Source organism: Synechocystis salina LEGE 00031, from assembly GCF_015207985.1.
Lineage (GTDB): Bacteria > Cyanobacteriota > Cyanobacteriia > Cyanobacteriales > Microcystaceae > Synechocystis > Synechocystis salina.
In genome coordinates, this window is sequence record NZ_JADEVV010000061.1 from 1 (window position 1) to 24,057 (window position 24,057).

At 47.2% G+C, this 24,057-nt stretch carries 24 protein-coding genes; 17 read left to right on the forward strand and 7 right to left on the reverse strand.

Annotation, left to right across the window (positions count from 1 at the left end; translation table 11 throughout):
- Positions 1-154: 154 nt before the first annotated feature.
- The 9 genes from IQ217_RS16360 (at position 155) to IQ217_RS16400 (ending at position 8,484) form a co-directional block, all read left to right on the forward strand.
- Positions 155-1,555, forward strand: coding sequence for an NACHT domain-containing protein (locus IQ217_RS16360; RefSeq protein WP_228024171.1), 1,401 nt, complete (start codon positions 155-157; stop codon positions 1,553-1,555).
- A gap of 128 nt (positions 1,556-1,683) precedes the next feature.
- Complete coding sequence (locus tag IQ217_RS16365) at positions 1,684-2,598, forward strand: BON domain-containing protein (protein ID WP_194020770.1); 915 nt, start codon at positions 1,684-1,686, stop codon at positions 2,596-2,598.
- Between the two features lie 304 nt (positions 2,599-2,902).
- Positions 2,903-3,085 carry a CsbD family protein gene (locus IQ217_RS16370; RefSeq protein ID WP_190599151.1) on the forward strand — a complete coding sequence of 61 codons (183 nt, stop codon included), beginning with the start codon at positions 2,903-2,905 and terminating at the stop codon, positions 3,083-3,085.
- A 146-nt stretch (positions 3,086-3,231) separates the two neighbouring features.
- Complete coding sequence (locus tag IQ217_RS16375) at positions 3,232-3,867, forward strand: signal transduction histidine kinase (STHK), LytS (RefSeq protein WP_199309792.1); 636 nt, start codon at positions 3,232-3,234, stop codon at positions 3,865-3,867.
- Positions 3,868-3,942: 75 nt separating this feature from the next.
- A complete protein-coding gene (locus IQ217_RS16380; protein WP_194020771.1) occupies positions 3,943-4,422 on the forward strand; it encodes a CsbD family protein in 480 nt (159 codons plus the stop codon).
- A 283-nt stretch (positions 4,423-4,705) separates the two neighbouring features.
- On the forward strand, positions 4,706-4,861 hold the full coding sequence (locus tag IQ217_RS16385; RefSeq protein WP_190599149.1) for a lmo0937 family membrane protein: 156 nt from the start codon (positions 4,706-4,708) through the stop codon (positions 4,859-4,861).
- Positions 4,862-4,913: 52 nt separating this feature from the next.
- Positions 4,914-5,177: a hypothetical protein gene (locus tag IQ217_RS16390; RefSeq protein ID WP_190599148.1), complete on the forward strand. Its 264-nt coding sequence runs from the start codon at positions 4,914-4,916 to the stop codon at positions 5,175-5,177.
- A 116-nt stretch (positions 5,178-5,293) separates the two neighbouring features.
- Entirely contained in the window at positions 5,294-7,054 is a 1,761-nt protein-coding gene (locus IQ217_RS16395; protein WP_194020780.1) for an alpha-amylase family glycosyl hydrolase, read from the forward strand.
- Positions 7,055-7,131: 77 nt separating this feature from the next.
- Complete coding sequence (locus tag IQ217_RS16400) at positions 7,132-8,484, forward strand: S-layer homology domain-containing protein (RefSeq protein ID WP_194020772.1); 1,353 nt, start codon at positions 7,132-7,134, stop codon at positions 8,482-8,484.
- A 113-nt stretch (positions 8,485-8,597) separates the two neighbouring features.
- Here the strand turns inward: IQ217_RS16400 and IQ217_RS16405 are convergent, their stop codons facing one another.
- Positions 8,598-9,545, reverse strand: coding sequence for a LysR family transcriptional regulator (locus IQ217_RS16405; protein WP_190599145.1), 948 nt, complete (start codon positions 9,543-9,545; stop codon positions 8,598-8,600).
- Between the two features lie 446 nt (positions 9,546-9,991).
- On the opposite strand from IQ217_RS16405, the gene IQ217_RS16410 reads away from it, so the two are divergent.
- Entirely contained in the window at positions 9,992-11,569 is a 1,578-nt protein-coding gene (locus IQ217_RS16410) for a Na+/H+ antiporter (RefSeq protein WP_190599144.1), read from the forward strand.
- A gap of 301 nt (positions 11,570-11,870) precedes the next feature.
- On the opposite strand, the gene IQ217_RS16415 is transcribed toward IQ217_RS16410, so the two are convergent.
- Entirely contained in the window at positions 11,871-12,419 is a 549-nt protein-coding gene (locus IQ217_RS16415) for a hypothetical protein (protein ID WP_194020773.1), read from the reverse strand.
- Positions 12,420-12,498: 79 nt separating this feature from the next.
- Positions 12,499-13,161 (reverse strand): hypothetical protein, encoded by a 663-nt coding sequence (locus IQ217_RS16420; RefSeq protein WP_194020774.1) that lies wholly within the window; start codon positions 13,159-13,161, stop codon positions 12,499-12,501.
- A gap of 252 nt (positions 13,162-13,413) precedes the next feature.
- Between IQ217_RS16420 and sir the strand changes: the two genes are divergently transcribed.
- The 5 genes from sir (at position 13,414) to IQ217_RS16445 (ending at position 19,223) form a co-directional block, all read left to right on the forward strand.
- Positions 13,414-15,321 carry a sulfite reductase, ferredoxin dependent gene (gene sir, locus IQ217_RS16425; protein ID WP_194020775.1) on the forward strand — a complete coding sequence of 636 codons (1,908 nt, stop codon included), beginning with the start codon at positions 13,414-13,416 and terminating at the stop codon, positions 15,319-15,321.
- Positions 15,322-15,501: 180 nt separating this feature from the next.
- Complete coding sequence (locus tag IQ217_RS16430) at positions 15,502-16,428, forward strand: EfeU/Ftr1 family ferrous iron transporter subunit (RefSeq protein ID WP_194020776.1); 927 nt, start codon at positions 15,502-15,504, stop codon at positions 16,426-16,428.
- 97 nt (positions 16,429-16,525) lie between these two features.
- Positions 16,526-17,701 carry a DNA polymerase III subunit beta gene (dnaN, locus tag IQ217_RS16435; protein ID WP_190599137.1) on the forward strand — a complete coding sequence of 392 codons (1,176 nt, stop codon included), beginning with the start codon at positions 16,526-16,528 and terminating at the stop codon, positions 17,699-17,701.
- 154 nt (positions 17,702-17,855) lie between these two features.
- Entirely contained in the window at positions 17,856-18,650 is a 795-nt protein-coding gene (gene trpA / locus IQ217_RS16440) for a tryptophan synthase subunit alpha (RefSeq protein WP_190599136.1), read from the forward strand.
- 123 nt (positions 18,651-18,773) lie between these two features.
- Complete coding sequence (locus IQ217_RS16445) at positions 18,774-19,223, forward strand: pentapeptide repeat-containing protein (RefSeq protein ID WP_228016961.1); 450 nt, start codon at positions 18,774-18,776, stop codon at positions 19,221-19,223.
- Between the two features lie 51 nt (positions 19,224-19,274).
- Here IQ217_RS16445 and IQ217_RS16450 read toward each other — a convergent pair whose 3' ends face one another.
- Complete coding sequence (locus tag IQ217_RS16450) at positions 19,275-19,646, reverse strand: DUF1622 domain-containing protein (protein WP_190599134.1); 372 nt, start codon at positions 19,644-19,646, stop codon at positions 19,275-19,277.
- Positions 19,647-19,684: 38 nt separating this feature from the next.
- Complete coding sequence (locus IQ217_RS16455) at positions 19,685-20,860, reverse strand: LL-diaminopimelate aminotransferase (RefSeq protein ID WP_190599133.1); 1,176 nt, start codon at positions 20,858-20,860, stop codon at positions 19,685-19,687.
- A gap of 249 nt (positions 20,861-21,109) precedes the next feature.
- Here IQ217_RS16455 and IQ217_RS16460 point away from each other — a divergent pair, with 249 nt between their 5' ends.
- Complete coding sequence (locus IQ217_RS16460) at positions 21,110-21,670, forward strand: hypothetical protein (RefSeq protein ID WP_194020781.1); 561 nt, start codon at positions 21,110-21,112, stop codon at positions 21,668-21,670.
- A gap of 9 nt (positions 21,671-21,679) precedes the next feature.
- On the opposite strand, the gene IQ217_RS16465 is transcribed toward IQ217_RS16460, so the two are convergent.
- The gene (locus IQ217_RS16465; protein ID WP_194020777.1) at positions 21,680-22,729 is read right to left on the reverse strand and encodes a WD40 repeat domain-containing protein; all 1,050 of its coding nucleotides are present in this window, start codon (positions 22,727-22,729) and stop codon (positions 21,680-21,682) included.
- A gap of 30 nt (positions 22,730-22,759) precedes the next feature.
- Positions 22,760-23,731: a CobW family GTP-binding protein gene (locus tag IQ217_RS16470; protein ID WP_194020778.1), complete on the reverse strand. Its 972-nt coding sequence runs from the start codon at positions 23,729-23,731 to the stop codon at positions 22,760-22,762.
- Positions 23,732-23,836: 105 nt separating this feature from the next.
- Between IQ217_RS16470 and IQ217_RS16475 the strand changes: the two genes are divergently transcribed.
- Positions 23,837-24,057 (forward strand): Rossmann-fold NAD(P)-binding domain-containing protein (locus IQ217_RS16475; RefSeq protein ID WP_194020779.1); only part of this gene is annotated, 221 nt, incomplete at its 3' end.

The window sequence follows — 24,057 nt, forward strand, 5'->3', positions numbered from 1 at the left end:
TCATGGAAGTCTGGGAAAAAATACCACTCCGGCTATGGCCATGGGCTTCATTGACCGCCCTGTCGAAATTGCAGAAATACTTACCTGTAGAGGCTTTTGCCACTTCACTCCTTAAAAGGACAGTGCCGTCTCCTGTCGTACCGCTGCCCAAAAGTTGCAGTTACAAGGTTTTACCGATGTGGAAATTGCCCCCTTTACCCAAGAACAAATAACAACCTTTGCTCAAAAATGGTTTGTGGCCCTTACGAAAACAACCTCGTCGATGGGGAAAAATCAATCAAATCAATTCATCGAAAAGTTAGACCTACCGGAAAACTGGCAGTTTCGACAGTTGGTCGTTACTCCCCTATTTTTGCATTTAGCCTGTTGGGTTTTTCAAAATCAGGGTAAATTTCCCATCAAGCGGACAGAGTTTTATAAACAAGGACTGGATTTACTTTTGGGTAAATGGGATGAAGCCAAGGGCGTGGCTAGAGATAGCATTTATCGAGGCTTTTTATTGCCCCAAAAAATTAAACTACTAAGTAAGTTAGCCTATATTACCTTTGAGCAAGAACAATATTTTTTTGAACAAAGTGTCATCGAAAATTATATTGGTGATTATCTGCAAAATTTACCAGGGGAAAATCTAGAACCAGAGGAGTTACAGTTTGAAAGTGAGGCTATCTTAAAGGCAATCGAAGCTCAGCATGGTTTGTTAATCGAACGGGGTAGGGGGATCTTTTCTTTTTCTTACTTAGCTTTTCAGGAATATTTAACAGCTCGGACAATTGTGGCAGATTACAATCTGAGAGCATTAGAAAAATCCTTAGAAGGTTTAGTCAATCATGTAACAGATGCCCATTGGCGAGAAGTATTTTTGTTGACCATGGCCATGTTAAGAAGTGCGGACTCCTTAGTGCAGTTAATGAAACAAAAAATTGACGCTTTGGTCGCTGAGGATCCATACCTGCAGGATTTTTTGCAGTGGGGGAGTCAAAAATCTCAACAAATTTCCGATCAAACCCAGCTTGTTACCAAAAGAGCATTTTATTTAGCCATGGCAAAAACTCCCCAGGCTACGGCCCATTTTGCTTTGGCTTGTACCTTAGACCAGGGAATGTTTTTAGATGCGGCATTGGAAAATTTACTTCTAGAATGCACGATCCAAAACGATCAAGAACTAGCCCAGACCAAAGTTTGCAATTTAGCTCTAGGTAATATTTTAGTAATGGTTTTAGATGCTGGTTTTTACAAATCCTTACAACAGTTACGGGCACAAATACCGCCGGATAGTAACAGTAGGGAAACTTTAGATCAATGGTGGGAAGACCATTATATTGCCTGGCTAGCTCAGTTAAAAAAGGCGATCGCTAATTTCCGTAATATTCACCACCAATGGAATTTTAGCCCAGATCAGGAGATAATTTTGGCAAAATATTATGAAGCCAACCAACTATTAATTGACTGCTTGAATAGTAAATCTGAAGTAACACCGGCAATTCGACAAGAAATCGAGACAACCATGTTGCTATCCCAAAAAGAACTGGAAGATCGCGAATGGCGAGGTAGTTAACAATTATTTGGAGTTTAAAAACGAATGAGAATTGCTATTCAATCAAATAAAACCTTTCAAAGAACGGTATTTAATACGAGCAACTGCCATACTTGAATTAGTCCGATTAAGGTTAACAAATAAATGAAATGTTTAATACTAAAGACAGTGACAGATCCAACTGGGTTGTTCAGCGAGAATACCAAGATGCTGAGGGAGTTATTCGCATAGAATATCGAGACTCCTTAGGAAAAATCTATACAGAAGCTAAAGATCCTAATCAGCAAGCTAAAATCTATCAAAACGGTTATGTTGATGGAGCTTTGGTGGAACATCACCAACAAAGTGTGCAATTAAAACAGCAGGAAGTTGCAGACAAGAAGATTTCCATGGATCTATTAGTTGGCTTGATTATTGCCGGCCTTGTTGGCATAACTGCTACCATGGCTTACTATCTATTCCAAGTAAATAGTCCTAGCCCTATGACGGTGGTGACTATGCCTATTTATGAAACTAAACCCGTACCTAGTTTGTCTCCGACGCTGGTAGAAAAATCCGTTACCAACATTACTCCTGCCCAGTCAGCTAAATTGGAACCCCAGGATTTCAATCAAACAATTACAACCCCATCTAAGGCAGCTCAACCGGCCGCAACCATCGCTCCTCAAGTAATCCCCAAGGTGACTCAAACAGTTCAACCAGTAAAACCAGCTACCATCGCAGTTGAAGCTCCAGCCCGGCCCTCTCCTTCCGAAGTAAAACCCATTGCCCCCAAACCAATGGCTTCCATGCCTCCAGTGGTGCTATCCCCTAACACCCCAATTCCTAACACTGTCTCCAGTCTAAACAAAACTGATGTACAACTAAAGGAGGATATTGTTCAGAAGCTTAATGAGCAATTTTCCAATAGTCAACTGTTAGTTGATGTCAATCAAGGCAATGTAAAAATAAGCGGTACGGTAACCACTCCAGGGCAATTGGAGCAAATCCAGCCCTTGGTGCGGTCGATGGAAGGTGTTAAGACAATTAATGTAGAAGTTACCCTAAAAATTTCTTCCAATTAGCTTTCGGTTTCTCCCTATTCTTGCCAGTATGGGGGGATTCTGTTTCAAGTTTCCCGAGATTTTGCTGATTTGGGGCATAAATGACCAGGGGGAGCTATGTTAGTGGCAAATTGTTTGATTAATGGTGGTTGAGTAAATCCAAGAGTCTGTTGTTTTTAAAGATTTATATCGTATTCAAACAAATCCACCCAAAAATCCACCAGGCATTTTCTACAGTTGGAGCAGGGACGGAAATTATTCGCTAAATTTAGCAAAAATAGTTTCTGGCCGTTTCCATTTCATTTCTTAATTTTAGGAGTACGTTATGGGTTTGAAAGATAAGGCCAAAGCCACCGCTAAGAATATTGAAGGTAAAGTCCAAGAAGGCATTGGTAACCTAACCGGAGATACACAAAACCAAGCGGCAGGCAAAGCCAAACAAGTGGAAGCTAGTATTGATCACTCCGTTGAAGATGCTAAGGATGCAGTTAAAAAAGCAATTGATTAACTACTTGCTATAGCCTCTGAATTTTGAGTTGGTACTAAATTGATCGTCAGTTAAACACGCCATAAAAAAGTGTGATAGATCATCGAGAAGCTGAGTAAGGTTGGTTTCTTGATGATTATTTTCCCTACATTTCAAGAGAAATAATTATGTCACAGCAACATGCCGTTGGTACTTTTCCTAACTATGAAGTCACTGAAACAGCTTTAAGAGAATTAAGGCTTAATAACTTTGCTATGGATCTAGTTTCCGTGGTTGGTCTAGATATTCATCAACGCACTGAAATGGCCGGAGCCAACACCAGCAATCGTTTAGTTAGCCTCGGTAATTTAGAATCCCAGAATAATCAAGCGGGGGAAAAAGCAGTAGACGGGGCGATCGCCGGAGTGACGGTGGGGGGATTTGCCGGCTTACTGGTGGGTCTGGGGGGTTTGATTATCCCTGGTGTAGGGCCACTGATACTAGCGGGAACTTCAGCAATGGCGATCGCCGGCATGGTTTCTGGGGGAGTGTTGGGCAGCATTACGGGGGGATTAGTGGGAGCCTTAGTGGGGGTTGGCATTCCTGAAGATCGGGCAAAAATTTATAGTGATCAAATTAGCCTAGGGAACTATTTAATCATGGTGGAAGGCACCAATTCTGACATTACTTTTGCTGAATCAATTCTTGATAAACACGGCATCAATGGTTGGTATGTTTACAACACCCCCAATCGTACAGTGACGACAGTTTCCACTACTACTACCAGTAGTCCTGCTGCGGATCGTTCCATTACCAATAGTTAAGCTCATTAATCTTAGCTAAAACCCATCAATTTTTCAGACCTGATTAATTATCTAAACATCATTTTGGAGTTTTTTATGATTTCCTTGCAACAAATCCATCGCTTTTTTTATCGGTTAAGCCTGACTGCAATTTTGTTAATTATTGTCATTTTTAGTTTTGGTGCTGAAAAGTCCTGGGCTACCATGCCCATTAACCAATTAATGCATTCTCCCCAACCCCAAATTGCCATCATGAATCGCATTGATGCTATGTCTAAAGATGTGGAAGGCAAAGCCCAAGAGGCGATCGGTAATCTTACCGGCGATCCTAAAAATCAAATGATGGGTAAAGCCAAACAAGTGCAAAGCCAAGCGATGAATGCCGCCGAAGATGTTAAAGACAGCACAGAATTGAAAGGACGAGCCAAAGCTGTTGCCAAAAATCTTGAGGGTAAAGCCCAGGAAATGAAAGGCAATATAACCGATAATACCCAGGATAAAATGATGGGTAAAGCCAAACAAGCAGAAAGTCAAGCTCGCAATTTAGCTGAGGATATAAAAGATGTCTTTCGCTAAATAGCTGACAAACTCTTGGTCTAGGAAATATCTTGATTAGACAATAATACTTCGATCCATATTACATCTAATAATATCGATATTGATTGAAGTATTTTGACAAATAATTTTAATTTTTGGTTTAATCTTTATGACATTTCCTTCTCAAAGATACCGTAAAATCTTAATTGAAAAGAAATTGACTTTTGATATATTTGTTGGTTATAAGCGGGAAACTACATATAATGCCTTGCTCCGCAAATACGACAAATTTTACTTTAATTAATTATTCTTGGAGGTAAATATGTTTGACCTTGTGTGGACTGCTGTTGTTATCCTTTTTATTCTTTGGATATTAGGTTTCTCTATTAATATTGGAGGGAGTTTAATTCACCTCCTCCTAGTGTTGGTTTTAATTGGCATTATTTATAATTTATTTTTGAGAGGTCGTATTGGCTAATAATTATCTTTTTCATGTTTATCTTTGATCAATAGTTTTTGGAGCTTTTAGCATGTCCTTTCCTAGTAAAATTCCCCAAGTTACTCACCACAGTAATGGCAGTGAACTAATTCCCTCTGGAGTACCCTTGGAGGTACCTGTTGAGTCTGATTTAGGTTCTGGTTATGTTCAAGATGAGGCCGGTGTTCTTAATAATTACTCTGTGGAACCCCCTGTTACCGGAGTTAAACAAAGCCGTGAACGATTAATACTCTTGGGGCTAGGGGCGATCGCCGTATTGTTTAGTCTGCTATGGATTGTCTCTAGTGTTAGTTGAAATTCGCCTAATTTCTTAAGCAATATATTGATGACTTAATTATGAATATTACAGTTAATGATTGAGTGATCAATTAAGGGTAGATTGTCATGATAACCAACATAAAAATTAAGGGAATGGGATCAATTTTACATCCCAATGGTGTTGCTTTTCGGGTCTGGGCTCCCAATGCAGATCGAGTTTCTGTAATTGGATCCTTTAACAATTGGAATGGGGGTGCAAGTCCCATGGCATCGGAATCAAACGGATTTTGGTATTTGGACATTCCCCAACTTCAAGCAGGTGCTGAATATAAATACCTAATTGCAACGCCCGGGAAACAAATCGAACGCATTGACCCCTATGCCAGGGAAGTAACCCATTCTGTTGGCAATGCCGTTGTCCATGATCCTAGTTTTGATTGGCAGGGGGATGATTTTGCCATAGCTCCCTGGAATGAATTGATAATTTATGAATTGCATGTCGGCACCTTTAATGATCAAAATAATGACGATACCTCTGGAAAATTTTCTTCTATTTCTGCCCGACTGGCTTACTTAAAAAAATTGGGTATTAATGCTATTCAAGTGATGCCCATTGGGGAATTTGCGGGGGAAAGATCTTGGGGTTATAATCCCGCCCATATTTTTTCTGTGGAAAAAGCCTATGGTGGCCCTTTGGCTTTTAAACAATTTATTAAGCAAGCCCATAGCCATGGCATCGCGGTTATTTTAGATGTGGTTTACAATCATTTTGGCCCCAGTGACCTTGATCTTTGGCAGTTTGATGGTTGGTCAGAAGGCGATCGGGGAGGTATTTATTTCTACAACGATGACCGTTCCCATACTCCCTGGGGCGAAACCAGACCGGATTATGGCCGAGAGGAAGTGCGGCAATATATTGTCGATAATATTTTGATGTGGTTAGGAGAATATCACATTGACGGTTTACGTTTTGATTGTACCCAATTCATTCGCACCGTTAATGGTTTTGAAGATCGTAATTTACCCGATGGTTGGAGTCTTTTACAGCGGATTAATTTAGAAATTAGCCAACGTTTTCCCGGCAAAATTACCATTGCAGAAGACCTACAGAATAATAAATGGGTAACTAAGGATATTGGTGCAGGGGGAGCAGGATTTGGTTGTCAATGGGATCCCATGTTTGTTCACCCCATTCGACGGGCGGTAATTACTACGGTGGATGAACAACGTTCATTACATGCAGTTGGTGATGCCATTACCTACCGCTATAACGATGATGCTTTTGATCGAGTCATTTACAGTGAATCCCACGATGAAGTTGCCAATGGCCAAGCCCGGGTTCCCCAGGAAATTAGCCCGAATAATCCCAAAGACTGGTATGCCCAAAAGCGTTCTACCCTAGCGGCTGCAATGATTTTCACTGCTCCTGGTATTCCGATGTTATTCCAGGGCCAAGAATTTTTAGAATCGGGTTGGTTCCGCGACACCGTGCCGGTGGATTGGGAACAGCGGCATGAATTTTTTGGCATTGTAAGACTCTACCGAGATTTAATTCGTTTACGGCGTAATTTAGATGGTTTTAGTAGGGGGTTATCTGGGCAATTTACCCAGGTTTTTCATCTCAATGAAAACCAAAAAATGATTGCCTTTCACCGTTGGGAACAAGGGGGAGAAAAGGATGATGTGGTAGTGGTGGCCAATTTTGCCAATGAACCCCGTTATAACTATATATTGGGCTTGCCGGCGGAGGGATTTTGGGCGTTACGTTTTAACAGTGATTGGCAGGGCTATAGCAATATTTTTGGCAATTTTCCCAGTACTGACACCAGGGCTGAATCTGGAGGATATGACAATTTTCCTTGGCATGGTTTGGTTTCCATTGGCCCCTATAGTGTTCTGATTTTTTCCAGGTAAATTTTAGCTAGTCTATTTATTAATTTCTAGTTCAAAATCAATTTTTCTTAAATATTGAATTATTTTACGAGGTAATTATGATTTTTTTAAATCGTACCTTGCTTAGCTCCGGTTTAATTGCTTTGGCATTTATTCCAATTATTCCGAGGGTTTTGGCCCAGTCCTCCAGTTTTGGAGATTTACAGGGTTATTGGGGGGGACAATATGTTACAACCCTGGCTGAACGGGGCATTATTGGTGGTTTTCCCGATGGATCCTTTCAACCCAATGCCCAAATTACGAGGGCTCAATTTGCGGCGATCGCCGTTAAAGCTTTTAATTTATCCCCTGGCAATAGCACCCGTAATTTTCGGGATGTGCCTAGTAACTATTGGGCGGCGCCGGCAATTTTAGCAGTGAGTAGTTCCGGTTTAGTAACGGGATTTCCCGACGGTAGTTTTCGCCCTGAAGAAAGGATTACTAGGGCCCAAGCTTTAGTAATTTTGGCCAAAGCTTTGGGAAATAATACCAATGCCAACCCCAGTGGCTTAAATGTCTACGGCGATCGCCAAGCAGTGCCAGAATGGGCTCTGGATAGTGTGGCGAGGGCGGCCAATGCGGGCATCATTGTTAATTTTCCCAATACCAACCAAATTAATCCCAATAATTTGGCCACCAGGGGGGAAGTGGCCGGATTAGTCTATCAAACTTTAGTTAAGTTAGGGGACGGCAGCTTTGCTCCCATTAATATCGGCCTTAATAACCCCAGTGCCCCAACGCCAAGCCCTACGCCCACCCCCCTAAGCAGTTTGGTAATCGAACGGATTGAAACCAATAGCAATCCCCGCCAGCCTTTACGGGAAGGGGACGACTTGCTAATCCGGGTCTATGGTAGCCCAGGGGCCAATGCCAGTTTTGAATTGGAGGGGCTGAATCAGAATCGTTCTGTCACTATGAATGAGGTACAGTCTGGCATTTACGAAACTAGTTACCGCATTGGTCGTAATGACCGACAAATTAACGCCAGACCGCTGGTCTTCCTGAGTCGTTCCGGACAAAACTCCGTTAGTCGACAATTCAATCAGGCGATCGCCATTAATATCGATAATCCAAGCTATCCCTACGATCCCGGCAATGTCGGTTACGTTCTGCGGCCCGAAATCACTAACTTTAACGATAACGATGTGATTCGTTTACCGGATAATTTAATGGGTCAAACCCTCCCCGATGCCAATGTGGAAGTCAACTTGGAAACTTTCCGCAATGTGATCGGAGTGTTAAATTTTTCCCAAACTATTTTTCAATCCACTGTGCGGGCTGATCAAACAGGGCGATTTATTGTTTATCTTCCCCAATTTAATCGAGATTCGGGCACCGTTTATCGGGTAAGAATGACCGCCACCCAGGGCAATCAATCCCAAAGTAGTGAACTACTTCTGCGTCAGGAATAACTTTCAGCTAGCACAAAGAAGCGAAACGAGGCCAAATAACCATCGCCAAGGCCGTACTCAAATCAACTGAGTTAGCCTTGACCTACTGTTCCTAAGCAGCCATGGGCTAGGGACTAGGAAATTTCCACCACGGATTTCGATGCCGTTAACTGCTCCGCAAATGGGGGCGGCATATTTTTGGTAACTGCCGTGAGATAGTCCAAAAAGGTTTGGGTAATGACCGACAGTTGTTTGCCCGCCAGGTTAGCCACGTACCAACGGCGTTTAATGGGGAATTCATCAATGTCCAAAATGGCCAGCTCACTGCGGGCTCCCTCGGACACCAGGGTATGTTGGGATAACACAGAAATGCCCATGCCCCCGGCGATCGCCTGTTTAATCGCTTCATTACTGCCCAATTCCAACCGCACCCGCACATCAACATAGTGGCGGTGGAACAGATTTTGCACTGCTAAACGAGTACCAGAACCCTTTTCCCGCATAATGAACGCTTCATCATTTAAAGCCGTAATGGGGATATTGCTTTTTCCCGCTAGGGGATGGTCCCGACGGGCAATGACCACCAAAGGATTATCTAAAAAAGGCTGGTAATTAAGGTCAATTTCTTCCGGCGGCTCACTAACAATGTACAAATCATCTTCATTATTTTGCATCCGGTGACGAATCTGCTCATGGTTAGTCACCTTGAGGGACACTTCAATGCCCGGGTATTTTTGGATAAATTCCCCCAGTAAACGGGGAATAAAATATTTGGCCGTGGTAATTACCGCCAAGCGTAAACGCCCCTGTTTTGTACCCTTGATGTCTGCCACCTTCATGGCAAAGTTATCTAGGCGACGAAAAATATCTTGACAAGTGACCAGCAGTTCCTGTCCCGCTTCCGTCAGGTAGAGTCGTTTGCCAATCTGCTCAAACAGGGGAAGCCCTACGGTTTTAGATAACTGTTTAATTTGGCTAGAAACGGTGGGCTGGGTAATGTAAAGTTCCTCTGCTGCCCTGGTGAAACTGCCATGTCTAGCGGTGGCTTCAAAAACTTTTAGTTGGTGTAAGGTTGCTTGCATGTCCTTGATGAAGATGGTGATTAGATGGGGAGGGACAATTTGAGGAGGCGGATTAAAATTTTTTTAAACCCAGACTGGAACTGAAGCTAAATTTCAGTAATTTTTTGGTTGCCAGTCCTGGCCGGGCTTTGGTCTAGGCCGCACTGGAGTCAATAACTGGGATAAACTAATGGCCATGATCTTCACTTGCATAGACCTGAGATTGTTATCAGATAACTGATGATAGAATAAAACCAATGATTTTGACAAGCTTAGTCTGGTGAATTGGAATTAATGGACGGTCATCTGGGTTTATTTTTTGGTTATTCCCCGGATCAATGGACTTTTGCCTCGGAAAAAATCTGCTGAGGCGGCCATGGATTGGCCCAAACTCTAGGGTTTACTTTGCCCCCAGACCGGAGTGGCCCCATAATGGGGGAGATTTCAGCCAGAAAGGAGCCTAAACCGTGGATACAGCGGTCAACGAATCCCTCTCGATTTCCTATAACCTAGAGCAATTTCTAATTGTGCTCTCGGTTTCCCTAAGTATTGCGACCCTGTCCAAGACGGTGCCAATTCTGCGGAGAATTCCCTACACCCTGCTGTTGGTAATTGTGGGCATGGCCCTAGCCTTTGTGGATGTGAAACTGATTAATCTGTCGCCGGAATTGATCATGGAAATTTTTCTGCCGCCCCTCTTGTTTGAAGCGGCGTGGAATTTGCAGTGGCGCAATCTCAAAGAAAATTGGTTTCCCATTATTCTCTTTGCCACCTTGGGGGTGGTCATCTGTGTGGTGGGCATTGCCTTTCCCCTTTCCTACTGGGGGGGCATGGAGTTGGCGATCGCCTTTTTGGCAGCGGCGGCCCTTTCAGCCACGGATCCGGTATCGGTAATTGCCCTGTTTAAAGAGTTGGGAGCTAGCAAAAAATTAAATACCCTAATGGAGGGGGAAAGCCTGTTTAACGACGGCGTGGCGGTGGTGGTCTTCCTTATTTTGGTGGGCATTCCCCTGGGCACTAGCACTTTTGATTTGTCCACTACCCTAGCTCGATTTGTCACAGTGATCGGCATTGGGGTGGGCTGTGGCCTGCTGATTGGTTTTAGTTTATCCCTGTTGACCCAACGATTTGACCTGCCCTTTGTGGAGCAATCCCTTACCCTAGTGTCGGCCTATGGTGCCTATATTCTGGCGGAAAACCTGGGGGGGTCGGGGGTAATTGGTGTGGTGGTGGTGGGCATGGTGTTGGGCAACTACGGCTCCCGCATTGGCATGAATCCCCGCACCAGGTTGATTGTCAGTATTTTTTGGGAATTTGTTGCCTTCTTTGTGAATTCCATTATCTTCCTGCTCATTGGTGATCAAATTGGCCTAAGCAGTCTTTCGGATCACCTCAATCTGATTTTGATTGCCATTGCCGCAGTGGTGGTGACTCGCTTAGTGAGCGTTTTTGGTCTGAGCCTTATTAGCAACAAGGTGAGTGATCAAATTAGCAGTACCCACATTACCCTCCAGGAGCAAACCGTACTGTGGTGGGGGGGGTTACGGGGGTCTGTGGCCATTGCCGTGGCCTTGAGTGTGCCCCAGGCGATCGCCGAGAGACAGGCCATCATCGACATTGTGTTTGGTGTGGTGCTGTTCACCCTATTGGTGCAAGGACTAACCACCCAATTTGTGCTCAAAGGCTTGGATTTGATTGGCGATCAACCCCAACGGTTGGAGTATGCAGAGCTAGTATCCCGACAAATTGCCCTACGGCGGGTGTTGGCGGAAATACAAAAATCCGATGAATTTCCTGACATTGATCCAGAACGGTTGCGTTATAAGCAGGAATTAGTCCAAGGCCAGTTGCAAAGCGTCACCGACAAACTCAAACTGCTTTTACAGGAATATCCCCTATTGCAGGAAGTGGCCAACAAAAAGTTTGACCAGACGGTGTTGGACATCGAAGCGGAAACCTATGCCGATCTAATTCGCATGGGTCGCTTGGAGGAAAATATTATGCCGTTATTGGTCACCCTGGAGGGGGAAAATGTGGTCGAATAATCCTAGGTGATTAACCAATGTACGGAGAAATCACTATTTCTTCACCATGCACATATCCCTTTGGTGATTTTCCGACCAAGTACCGTCGCGTATTTGCCGAAGGGAGTGTCGGAAGATCAAACTCTGTTGGAAAGAGGAAGCCGGGTTAATGATTTAGAGAAAACCCTCTGTGTACGGTCTAGCTTTCTTATTGGTTTCTATCCCTCCGGATTTTACGCAATCCTTGATGATGTGGCAGATTCTCTAGCCAGTGACCCTCAAGGACAAGAATTGACCGACAAAACGACCAAGGGAAAACGTACTAGCCAGAGTTTGAACTTTTACAAAAATCAAATTTCCCCCGCTTTAAGTAACTCTTTGAATGAATTTTAAACAACTGATAAATTTCCCCCGTGGCACAGGTTTCCCCTTGCAATACAGCCACTGCTTCCGCCATGCCCGCTAAATTGAGACTCTCGATAATTAACTCGGCACCAGATTCCCTGGTGGTGGGACTCGCTTGATGCCCTTTAATGGTTAACTGCTCTGCTTGGAGTAATTCCGCAAAAATTTCCCCCGTAATCACCACCCCAAAAGTGGATTTTTCCCCCACGGTCAAAGATAGGGTTGGCTTTGCGTCACCGTAACTAACCTCTAGTTCGATTTGCTCAAATTCCCCAGGAATAAATAAAATCAGTTGGTCTTTGGTTAACTGATGGGAATAGTTTTGGTACAGGCCCAGGCAACTAACGGTGTTATTGGCTGAGTCAACCAAAGGCCTAACAATCCAATGGACCTCCGCCACCACTGACCCCCCTTGTCCTAACATCACAGTGGCGACCAAAAAAGCACCAATATCCCGGATATTCATGGTTAAGAGCCTCTAACAATTACAACCCCCATGGGAACGCTTCCCAGCCTCAGATCGCATTATTATGGCGGCGTTTGGGTTAGCGAAAGTTGCTCGTGTCGGAAATTCGTTGGTTGATGTAAGGCCAAAGGAAAACATTAAAGTTCTTGCCTCCTATTTGGGTCCGGTATTTGAAGGTATCTTTTTCGTAAAGACTGACCACAGCATTAAGTTGGTTGGCCAAATTAAGACATTGCTTAAATGTGGGGGAAGTATAACATTGCACATCAATTTGGTTACAACCATAGCGGGGCACAAGATTCTTTTGGAATGGTTGGATGGAGCAAAAAATAAATTTTTTGTACTGATTAGCGAGGTATTCAAAATCCCTGGCAGAGTAGTTGGCAAAGAAATGATCATCCACCTGTAAACCATCGGTGTGGCGGGCTTCTTCGATAATTTGGCCGATGGTGAGGGAACGGAGTTGGGGGGATTGGATCCAGGCAATGGGAATAAGATTATGGTTGCGGGCTTGTTGACTAACTTGTTCCTGTACATCGTCCGCTACCCCCCGAAAATCCAGGAAGACGAGGCGGTAACCCTGGCTTTGAATATCCCTCATTACCTGATCTAGGGCGTTTCGATTGGCGTAGAAACGGATTTGGGGCTGGGATAACCAAGTGCCGTTGGGCACCCCGGCCAGGGCTATGGTGGGGAAAAATGTGAGAGCACCGATGAGCAGTTTTTGCAGAATTTTTAACATTTGGTGGAGAGGAGGGCGAGGGGCAGTAACTTGGGGTCCAAGGGAGAGAAAGTCCGTTGATTGGGGTCAATATTAAGCTATTTGGCTGAAACTTAATCGGTTTTGCTGTTCTCAAATTTGGGGAGAGAAAACTATTTGGCGATCGCCGCTTGACCAAGGGAATGATATCTCTCGCCCACTATTAAAGTTAAAATAGGGTTTTCTGTGGATTAACCACGGACGATTTTCCCGTCGATTACATAGAGAGAGTTAATGGTAACCACCCCCACCGCCGCCCCCCGTAAACCATCCAAGGTTGAAGGCATCAAGGAAAGAAGCAATTATTTACGGGAACCCCTGGCCACCGAACTGTTGAATAATGCGAATTATTTTACGGATGATGCTGTCCAAATTTTGAAATTCCACGGTTCCTACCAGCAGGACAATCGGGATAATCGGGTTAAGGGCCAGGAAAAGGATTATCAGTTTATGCTCCGCACCCGTAATCCGGGGGGATTAATTCCGGCCCAACTCTACACCGCCCTGGATGATCTGTCCAAAACCCATGGTAACCAGACTCTCCGGGTGACCACCAGGCAAGGTTTACAAATCCACGGCATTATCAAAAAAGACCTGAAAATGGCGATCGCCACCGTGGTAAATAATTTGGGCTCCACCCTGGGGGCCTGTGGGGATATTAACCGTAACGTGATGGCTCCGGCGGCTCCGTTCCGGGATAAACCCGAATATGGCTATGCCTGGGATTACGCCAATAAGGTGGCGGATTTGCTCAGTCCCCAGAGCGGTGCCTATTACGAAATTTGGCTCGACGGAGAAAAAGTTATTAGTGGGGAAGAAGCGCCGGAGGTGAAGGCGGCTCGGCAAAAAAATCTCCACGGTACCAACCTGGATGACCCCAAAGAACCCATCTACGGGCAACAGTTCATGCCCCGCAAATTTAAAATTAGCGTCACGGTGCCGGGGGACAACTCCATTGACGTTTACACCCACGACATTAGTTTGGTGGTAATCACCGATCGCCATGGGGAGCTACGGGGCTTCAATGTGCTAGCCGGTGGTGGTTTGGGCCGCACCCACAATAAGGAGGAAACCTTTGCCCGGGCCGCTGACCCCATTGGTTATGTGGGCAAAGATGACGTTTACGACCTAGTGAAGGCCATTGTGGCCACCCAACGGGATTACGGCGATCGCCATAACCGCCGCCATGCCCGGATGAAATATCTGTTGGCGGACTGGGGGGTGGAAAAATTCCGTAAACAGGTGGAAACCTACATGGGTAAACCCCTGCAATCCTTTAAGCCCCTCCCGGCCTGGCGTTACCAAGATTACCTCGGTTGGCATGAACAGGGGGATGGCAAACTCTTTTTCGGTCTCTCGGTGGAAAATGGCCGCATTAAAGATGAAGGGGACTTCCAACTGAAAACCGCCCTAAGGAAAGTGGTGGATGAGTTCCAACTGCCCCTACGCCTCACCGCTAACCACAACATTCTGCTCTACGAAATTAATCCCCAGGATAAAACGGCGATCGAGCAAATTTTCCAACAGCACGGTGTAGTTACCGACCCGGAGGCGATCGATACCCTGGTGCGTTACTCCATGGCTTGCCCGGCCTTGCCCACCTGTGGCCTAGCAGTCACCGAGTCGGAAAGGATTATGCCCAGCGTCAATGCCCGCCTGCGGGACCTGTTAAACAGTCTAGATTTACCCAACGAGAGCATTGTCACCAGGATGACCGGTTGCCCCAACGGCTGCGCCCGGCCCTACATGGCGGAAATTGGCTTTGTCGGCAGTGCCCCCAACAGTTACCAAGTGTGGCTGGGGGGAAGTCCCCATCAGGAACATTTGGCCGCTGCCTACACAGAAAAAATGCCCCTGGAACAGCTAGAAAGCTTTTTTGAGCCCCTATTTGTCTTCTTCAAACAGAGTCGCAAAGCTAAGGAGAGTTTTGGGGACTTTTGCCATCGGGTTGGTTTCCCTGCCCTACGGGAATTTAGCCAGGGTTACACTATGCCGACCAAGGGCAACAAAAACCGCAAAAATCAACGGCGGGTTAGCCTGTCTGATGAAATGTATGCCCAGCTTAAGGCCCGGTCTGAGCGGGATAACTGCCCCATGAATCAAATTGTCCAGGAAGCCCTCACCGCCTACCTCGGCACATAGGGCCCGACTGTCATTCCCCTAAGATGCCGTTGACTAAACTATCCCAGCTTCCCAGTTGGGGGCCAATGGGATCGGAGTCTCCCCTCCTGGGGCTATGGAGGGGAAAAATTAGGGTTTTGCCGACCAACTTAACCAAGCTGAAACTAGCTGTCCCCCAGTCCCCCTAACCCGTTAATCAAGATGGATTTTGCCGCCGGTTTACCCATTTTCGTTATCACCCTGCGGGAAGCGTTGGAAGCGTCCTTGGTGGTGGGCATTGTGTTGGCTTGTTTGGCCCAGGCCCAGCAATTATACCTGAAAGGCTGGGTTTACCGGGGCATTAGTGCTGGGGTAGTGGCCAGTGTGTTGGTGGGTTGCCTACTGGCGGGCGTACTCCAAGGGGTAGATCGTCTGCCGGGGCCCTACACTCCCATCCTCAAAGCTCTTTTGGCCGCTCTTTTGGGGGCGATCGCCGTGGGCATGCTGAGTTGGATGTTGCTCTGGATGACTAAACAGGCCCGTTCCATCCGGGGGGAAATCCAAGGACAAATTGACCAGGCCTTGGCCGAGGAAGGGGGAGGCAGGGCCATTGCCGTGGTAGTGTTCATTGCGGTGGTACGGGAAGGCTTTGAAATGGTCCTATTCCTTGCGGCCCAACAAAATATGGCTAATCCGGCGGCGATCGGAGCGGCGTTGGCCGGCATTGCTACGGCGGTGGCCATGGCCCTATTAATTTTCCGTGTTGGGGTCAAACTAAACCTGAAGCTTTTCTTCCAGGTAATGGGCACTTTATTGCTGATTATTGTGGGGGGATTAGTGATTGGTGTGCTGAAAAATCTTGATTTGGCCGTCAACATGATGGGTTTGACCAATCTTGGCCTGGACTATCTCTGTTTTGTCCCCGGCGACTCCTGCCTGCTGGGGCCCCAATTGTGGAATTTAGCCTCCTGGTTACCGGATAATCAATTTCCCGGCATTGTGCTCAAAACCCTGGCGGGCTACCGGGACCATCTTTACCTCCTCCAGGCGATCGCCTACGGCATCTTTTTAAGCGTCATGGGTAGTCTTTATTTCCGGGGTTTAACCGACAAAGGTGATTCTCCTAAAGCTATGGCGCAAAAATCCTAGGGCTGGGTCTTGCCTTAAGCAAATCTCTCCCTGAACCAGCCTTTTCCTAACATCCGTAAAATGGTAGGGTTTCTTTCCCCCCTTTTCCCGTGCGTATATGAAACTCATCTGTCGTCAAAGCGATCTCAGCAGTGGTCTATCCCTGGTCAGTCGGGCTGTTTCTTCCCGGCCTACCCATCCTGTGTTGGGCAATGTGCTCCTCGAAGCCGATGCAGATAAAAATTATCTACGCCTAACGGCCTTTGACCTCAGCCTCGGTATCCAGACTAGTTTCACCGCCGACGTGCAACAGAGTGGCCGCATCACCTTGCCCGCTAAATTACTCAATGACATTGTTTCCCGCCTGCCGGACGGAGATATCAGCCTGGCGATCGATCCCGATGAAGGGGCTGGGGATAGTTATTTAACCACTATCACCTCAGAATCAGGGCGATTCCAAATTCGGGGTCTAGATGCGGACGATTTTCCTGCCCTACCCACCGTGGAAGGAGTCAAACCATTAATGTTACCGGTGGCAACCCTCAATGAAGGGCTACGGGGAGCCTTGTTCGCCGCCAGTACCGATGAGACTAAACAGGTGCTGACCGGGGTGCATATCAAAGGTAGTAGCGACAGTTTGGAATTTGCTGCCACCGATGGTCACCGGCTTGCCGTGGTGGAAGCCCCTACCCAAATTGAAAATGATGAAGGGGAAGCCGTAGTTACTGGCAGTGACTTGGCGGATTTTGCTGTCACCATCCCGGCCCGGGCCCTACGGGAATTAGAAAGAATGGTGGCCAGCCAGGGCAATAGTGATTTAGTTTCCCTGGTGGTGAACGATACCCAGGTAATTTTCGAGTTGGGGGATCAACGGTTAACCAGCCGCAAATTGGAAGGGGCCTATCCCGCCTATGACCAGCTTATTCCCCGGCAGTTTAGCCGCACTGTCACCATGGAGCGAAAACGGTTAATTACCTCCTTGGAAAGGGTTTCTGTGCTGGCGGATCAGAAAAATAACTTGGTCACTTTCACCCTCCAAAGCCCCGGTAACCAACTCCAGTTGGCGGTGGAAGCCCAGGACTTGGGCCATGGGGAAGAATCCATGGGAGCAGAAATTATTGGCGAAGGTGGGCAAATTGCTTTCAATATCAAATATTTAATGGACGGTCTGAAGGCATTGCCTAGCAATGATATTCAAATGCAACTCAATGAAGGTAATCAGCCAGTGATTTTTACTCCCCTGGGGGGGCTGAAAATGACCTATCTGGTTATGCCGGTGCGGCTAGTGGGCTAGGGTTGGGCAAAATCCTTTAGGGATTGGCCATGGGACTATGGCAAAATATGTGAGGCTCAAACCGCTGATGGCCATCCTTTCTGCCGGTTTGTCTGGGGAAACTGTCCCATTCCCTGATGCTTGCTTATTTTTTTGTCTTTTTGGTCGCCTGCCCATGAACGCTGTTGCCGCTTGTTTTACTGCTCTCCGTCAAAGGGGGGAATGTGCTTTGATTCCTTTCCTCACAGCGGGGGACCCAGATTTAGCCACCACAGCCGAGGCGTTGCGAGTTTTAGACCGGGCGGGGGCAGATTTAATTGAGTTGGGGGTGCCCTATTCCGACCCTCTGGCCGATGGCCCTGTTATCCAAGCGGCGGCCACCAGGGCTTTACAAAAAGGGGTCAAGTTGGATGACGTCCTTGACATTGTCCGGCAGGTTCACGGGGAGATTAAGGCGCCAATTATTTTATTCACCTACTACAATCCCATTTTTTACCAGGGCATCGAGGTTTTTCTCGATAAGATTAAGGCCGCTGGCGTAAAGGGCTTAGTGGTACCGGATTTGCCCTTAGAGGAGTCCGATCGCCTGTTGGAGGCCACCGCTGAGCGGGGCTTGGAGTTAATTTTATTGGTGGCCCCCACCAGTTCCCCAGCAAGACAGACGGCGATCGCCAAAAAGTCCCAGGGCTTTGTTTACCTAGTCAGTGTGACGGGGGTAACGGGGGTGAGAACGGCAGTAGGATCAAGGGTGGAAACATTGTTGGCAGGGATGCGCCAAGTAACCGATAAGCCCATTGGAGTCGGCTTTGGCATTTCCCAACCGGAACAGGCTCGGCAGGTGAAAGCTTGGGGCGCAGACGCAGTAATTGTGGGCAGTGCCATGGTCAAACGCTTAGCAGAACAAACCCCAGCAGAAGGATTGCAATCCCTAGAGGATTTTTGTCGCCAGCTCAAGGCTGCTATTAGTTAGAGGCAATTCTTCCGGATCAAGGGCGGAAATCCCCATCCCCCAGGGAAATTAGCCCGTTTGGGTGAAGACAGCCTGGGCAGTTTCCCTTTATCGTGAGGTTAACTGAGCGAGAGGAGAAAGATGATGAAAACGATTAAAAGCCCATTCATTGCCCTTGGTCTGATTTTTGCTAGTCCCCTGATGTGGGGAGGCACGGCGATCGCCGAGAATGCTGATCACGTACAGCAACTGTTGGCAACCAATGCTTGTATGAACTGCGATCTGTCCGGGGCGGACCTAGCCGGTGCCCATCTGATCGGGGCCGATTTACGCAACGCTAACCTGGCGGGTACTAACCTCAACGAAGCCAATTTGGAAGGGGCCGATCTAACCGGCGCTAACCTACAGAATGCTGACCTGCGGGGAGCCATGGTCACCAATGCCACCCTCAACCAAGCTAATTTGACCAAGGCTGATTTTGCCTTTGCCAAACTCTACGATGTGGACGTGACCGGTGCCACCGTTGATGGCATGAATATCCAAAATGCCGAAATTTATAACACTGGCATTGGTATTGGTGGCGGCGACGACTAATTACCTTTACTAAAGTTTAGTCAGAGAATGGCGATCGCCATGGGGCAAATATTAATGACTCCGTTCCTGTTGCTCCATTTCCATCCTGATCTCCGATTCCAGCTCCTTGCCGAGGAAATAGTTCAAGAAGGTTCTGATCACAGCAATCAGCCCCAGCTTGCTCAGGCTTTCTAGGGTGGGGGCGATGGTGGTGGAAAGAATGTCTGCCCCCAGTTGAAATTCCAGTGCCAAGGCTAACCACAAACCGAATTGCAGACGAACACTATTAAAGAATTTCGGGGTGCCCATGGTACGGCGATCGGCAGCCCAAACCATGTGCAAAGTTTTAATTAAGCCAAGGATAATACAGAGTACGGAAAAACTTTCCAGGAAAAACTTGGTAATGCCGACCAGGTTACCCAGGTAATGATCTAAAACTTCCATAAGTCTGGAACAGTAATTTTATTTTGTTTCCCCCCAGCCTAGTTGTGGTTAAGAAATTGGCCAATTTTTTCGGCCGCTGTGGCTAAAATGGTCGGTTCCTGTACTAAAGCAAAACGCACATAGCCCTCCCCGCCTTGACCAAAGCCAGATCCTGGGGAAAGGGCGACGCCGGTTTTGGCCACCAGTTTTTGACAAAATTCCAGGGAATTGCCAGACCAACTAGGGGGTAATGGAGCCCAGACGTACATGGTGGCCGTGGGTAGGGGCACAGCCCAGCCAATTTTAGCTAAAGCGTCAACCAGGGTGGCCCGCCGTTGGGAAAATATAGCCACCGTTTGCTGCACAATGGCCGGCGGACTTTCCAGGGCGGCGATCGCCCCTTGGAGAATGCCTTCATACTGATTGAAATCCACCACCGCTTTAATTTTTTTCAGAGCCGAAATTAACTGGGCATTACCGATGGCAAACCCGATGCGAAATCCTCCCATGTTATAGGATTTGGAAAAGGTGAAGAACTCGATGGTACAGGTTTTATGGGGATCGGTCTGCAAAATTGATGGCGGCAATTCTCTCCCATCAAAAACTAAATCCATGTAGGGAAAATCGTGTACTAAAACTAAGTCATGGTCACGACAAAATTGCACCGCTGTGTGGAAAAATTCTAAGCTGGCGATCGCCGTGGTGGGATTGTGGGGATAGCTGAGCACCATCATTTTGGCTTTGCTTAAAATCACCCCGGGAATATCGGCAAAAACCGGTAAAAATTGGTTTTCCGCCCTCAATGGCATCGGGTAAATTTCTCCCCCCGCCAGGTACACGCCCCCCATGTGGGAAGGATAACCGGGGTCCATTAACAAAGCCACATCCCCTGGATTCAACACCGCCAAGGGTAAATGGGCTGTGCCTTCCTGGGAGCCAATCAGGGGCAATACTTCCGTTTCGGCATCTATGGCTAAACCAAATCTCTTTTCATACCAAACGGCGATCGCCTTCCTCAACGGTAAGGTTCCCTGGTGCAATAGGTAGCCATGGGTGCCAGGGTCTTCCAGGGCTTTGGCGATCGTGGCAATAATGGGGGCGGGGGTAGGTAAATCGGAGGAACCAAGGGAAAGATCAATGATGGTTTGTCCCTGGGCCCTGGCCTGGGCTTTAGCCAGATCCATATCAGCAAAAACGTTGCCACCAAAGGAATTGAGACGATCGGCAAATTGCATAAACAAGTGATTAGAAATCATCAGGATCGATCCAATCTAGCCCACCAGTTTAAGTAATTAGCAAAAGCTTGCCCCTAAGGGTATTGGTAAACTAGGTAATCGGCAAAATAGTGGTAACCATGAAAAAAAAGGATTGGTGTAGTGTGGCGAACGGTTCCTCCTTGCTCGGCAACCCCATAATCGGGGAATGTCTGTTTAAATGGTTACTGGCGAGTACCTAGATTAAGTTTGTGAAACAACCATAGTGGGATGAATAGTAATTTTTCTCTCAAGTTTTTAGCCGTGCCGGCCTTTGCCCTGTCCATAGCGACCATGGGGATTTTTGATTTGCCCAAGGGGTCGGCATTTGAGGCTTATTCCGGCCAGAATCCGCCATCTCCATTGGCTTCCTGTCCCCTGCCAGAAGAGGTTATTTCCCTAGGGCGATCGCCCCACGGAGAAGTTTTAATGGCTTCAGCGGCTAATGTGCCCATTCCAGCGGAGGATCCCGGTCAATCCCAGGAATTTGACTTCGATTTTAGCTATGCGGAAAGTGATGCGGCCGTTGCTTTATTTGGCTGTGATTGTCCGGCTTGTATTGGTGCCTTGCGACAACTCCGGGATCAGCCCTACACTTCCCAAAGGTTAACCAGTAACCGCCCCACTACCGATAAATCCTTTTTTAGCAAAAACCAGGCTCGGCTTAATGACCCGGTGGAAGGGCATTGCTGGGCCAATCTTCAAGAATTGGCAACGGAAGAGGATATCCAAGTGGTTCTGCAAACCCTGGAAAATGAAGAGTCTATGGAAAAGGCAAAGGAAACTTTCTAACCCTTGTGCCTACGCATCCCCTTTGCCAGTCATATTCTCTGCCCATAGAAGCACTTCCCCGCCACAGCCCCCGGCGGCGAGATGATTCCCTTGGGGTGACCAGGCTAGGGTAGAGAATCCGGCGGCTACTCCTTCCAGAACTTGGGCGGCATGGGCAGCTTTTTTCCACAGGCAGACTAAACCATCTTCCGAAGCAGAGGCCAATAGGTTGGAACGGGGTTTAAAGGCGATCGCCGTTATTGTCCCATTGTGTAAATCCAACGGTTGAGCGACCCAATTACCATTTTCTGCCTGAACCCAGGCCACCATGCTCTTACCACTGCTAGAAACCAACAGGGGTAAGCTGTCCGGAGCTTTCATAGACCAGGCCAAATGCCGTACCTTGCCCGGAAATCCTTGCATTTGCCAGGGGTCAAGGTTTTCCCATTCCCAAACCAACAATGTTCGGTCATTATTACCGGAAGCCAAATACTGCCCATCGAGGGAGAAGGCGATCACCCCGCTAGCTCCACTGATATCCCGCAGATGTGGATCATCATCCCAGGCTTTTGTTTTCCAAACTTTGAGGCTCTGGTTACCGGCTAGGACTAAAAAGTTGCCGCTGGGATGCCAGGCCATATCCAACACCGACGATTTTTCAAAGTTAATCGTTGCTACCACGGCCTTGAGGCCCCCATCCCATATTTGGGTGTATTTTCCCAGGGCAAAGGCCAGTTCTGGACGCTGAGGATGCCACCGCAGGCAATCGACCCAAGTCCGCTTATTTTCCAGTTCTGTTAGTAATACTGCCCCATCCTCCACTATCTGCCAAATGCGCACCGTGCCATCCTGGCCCCCCGTTGCCAAAAATTGACCATCGGCGGAAAAGGCGATCACATCTACGGACAATCCCTGCTGTTGCCGTAAAGTTAGTAATCTTTTTCCCCTAATTTGCCATAGCACCACTTCCCCCGCTGCTGAAGCCACCGCCAGAAAAGATCCATTGGGTGACCAGGCGATCGCCGTTACATAATCGGCAAGAAGGATTTGCCAACTCAAGGTAAGCAGGGATTTAGTCATAGAAGAGAGAGGATAAGTTATGGGCAATGCTTATTTCAAACATTGCCGAAAGTTTTGCTCCAAATCCATGGCTTCCAGATTTCTGCCGATGAAGACCAACTCATTTTTACGGAGTTCATCGTCCCGCCAAGGACGATCCTGACGCCCTTCAAACAACATGTGGACCCCCTGGAAAACAAAGCGGCAGTCTTCCCCGGCAATATTGAGGATACCCTTCATGCGGAAAATGTCCGGCCCCCGGTCTCGCAACAAGATCCCCAGCCAGCGGTTGAGTTTATCCCCGTCTACTTCCCCTGGTTCCACTAGAGCAATGGAATGAACGGTTTCATCGTGTTCGTGGGCAGTTTCGTTGAGAAATTCGGGATCAATTTTTAAAGCATTACCCAAATCAAAGGCATTCACACCAAGGATAGAGTCCATTTCCACCTGGGCATCACGGGTGCGATAAATTTTGGCGATCGCATTCATAGCCCGGATTTTTTCCTCTAGAGCCTGCAACTCGACCTCCGTAACCAGGTCAGTTTTGTTAAGCAAGATTACGTCGGCAAAGGCAATTTGCTCTACAGCTTCTTCCGCTTCCCAATGCTGGGCAATGTGGGCGGCATCTACTACTGTTACCACTGCGTCTAAGCTGGTTTGGGTTTGTACCTCGTCATCCACGAAAAAAGTCTGAATCACTGGGGCCGGGTCAGCTAATCCGGTGGTTTCAATGACAAGGTGATCGAATTTGTCCCGGCGTTTCATTAAGTTGCTAATGATGCGGATTAGATCACCCCGCACAGTACAGCAGATACAGCCGTTATTCATCTCGAAAATTTCTTCGTCGGCATCAATGATCAGTTGGTTATCGATGCCCACTTCGCCAAATTCGTTGACAATCACCGCCACCTTTTTCCCATGTTCGTGGGTGAGAATGCGATTCAAGAGAGTTGTTTTACCCGCCCCTAGATAGCCTGTAAGCACTGTGACTGGAACCGAACGTAGGGCATTAGCAATAACCATAATCAGATTTCAGATTCAGAGGATAGTCAACGACCTTGATTTTAATCCGGATTCACCCGTAGGATGTTCTGTTATCAAAAATAACGATAATCATTTTCGCCATCTATGGTATCTGAGCCTAGAATCCTGCCAAAGTTTATTGATTTGGCGATCGCCGGAGCGGGCCCCCAAGCCTTGACCCTAGTGACCCATTTATTACAAAAAAGAAAACCCCTGCGGGGACGATTTTTGGTGTTTGATCCCAGTGGCGACTGGCTCCAGCGTTGGCAATACCAATTTGCGGCAGCGGAAATTCCCCATCTGCGATCCCCCGCGGTGCACCACCC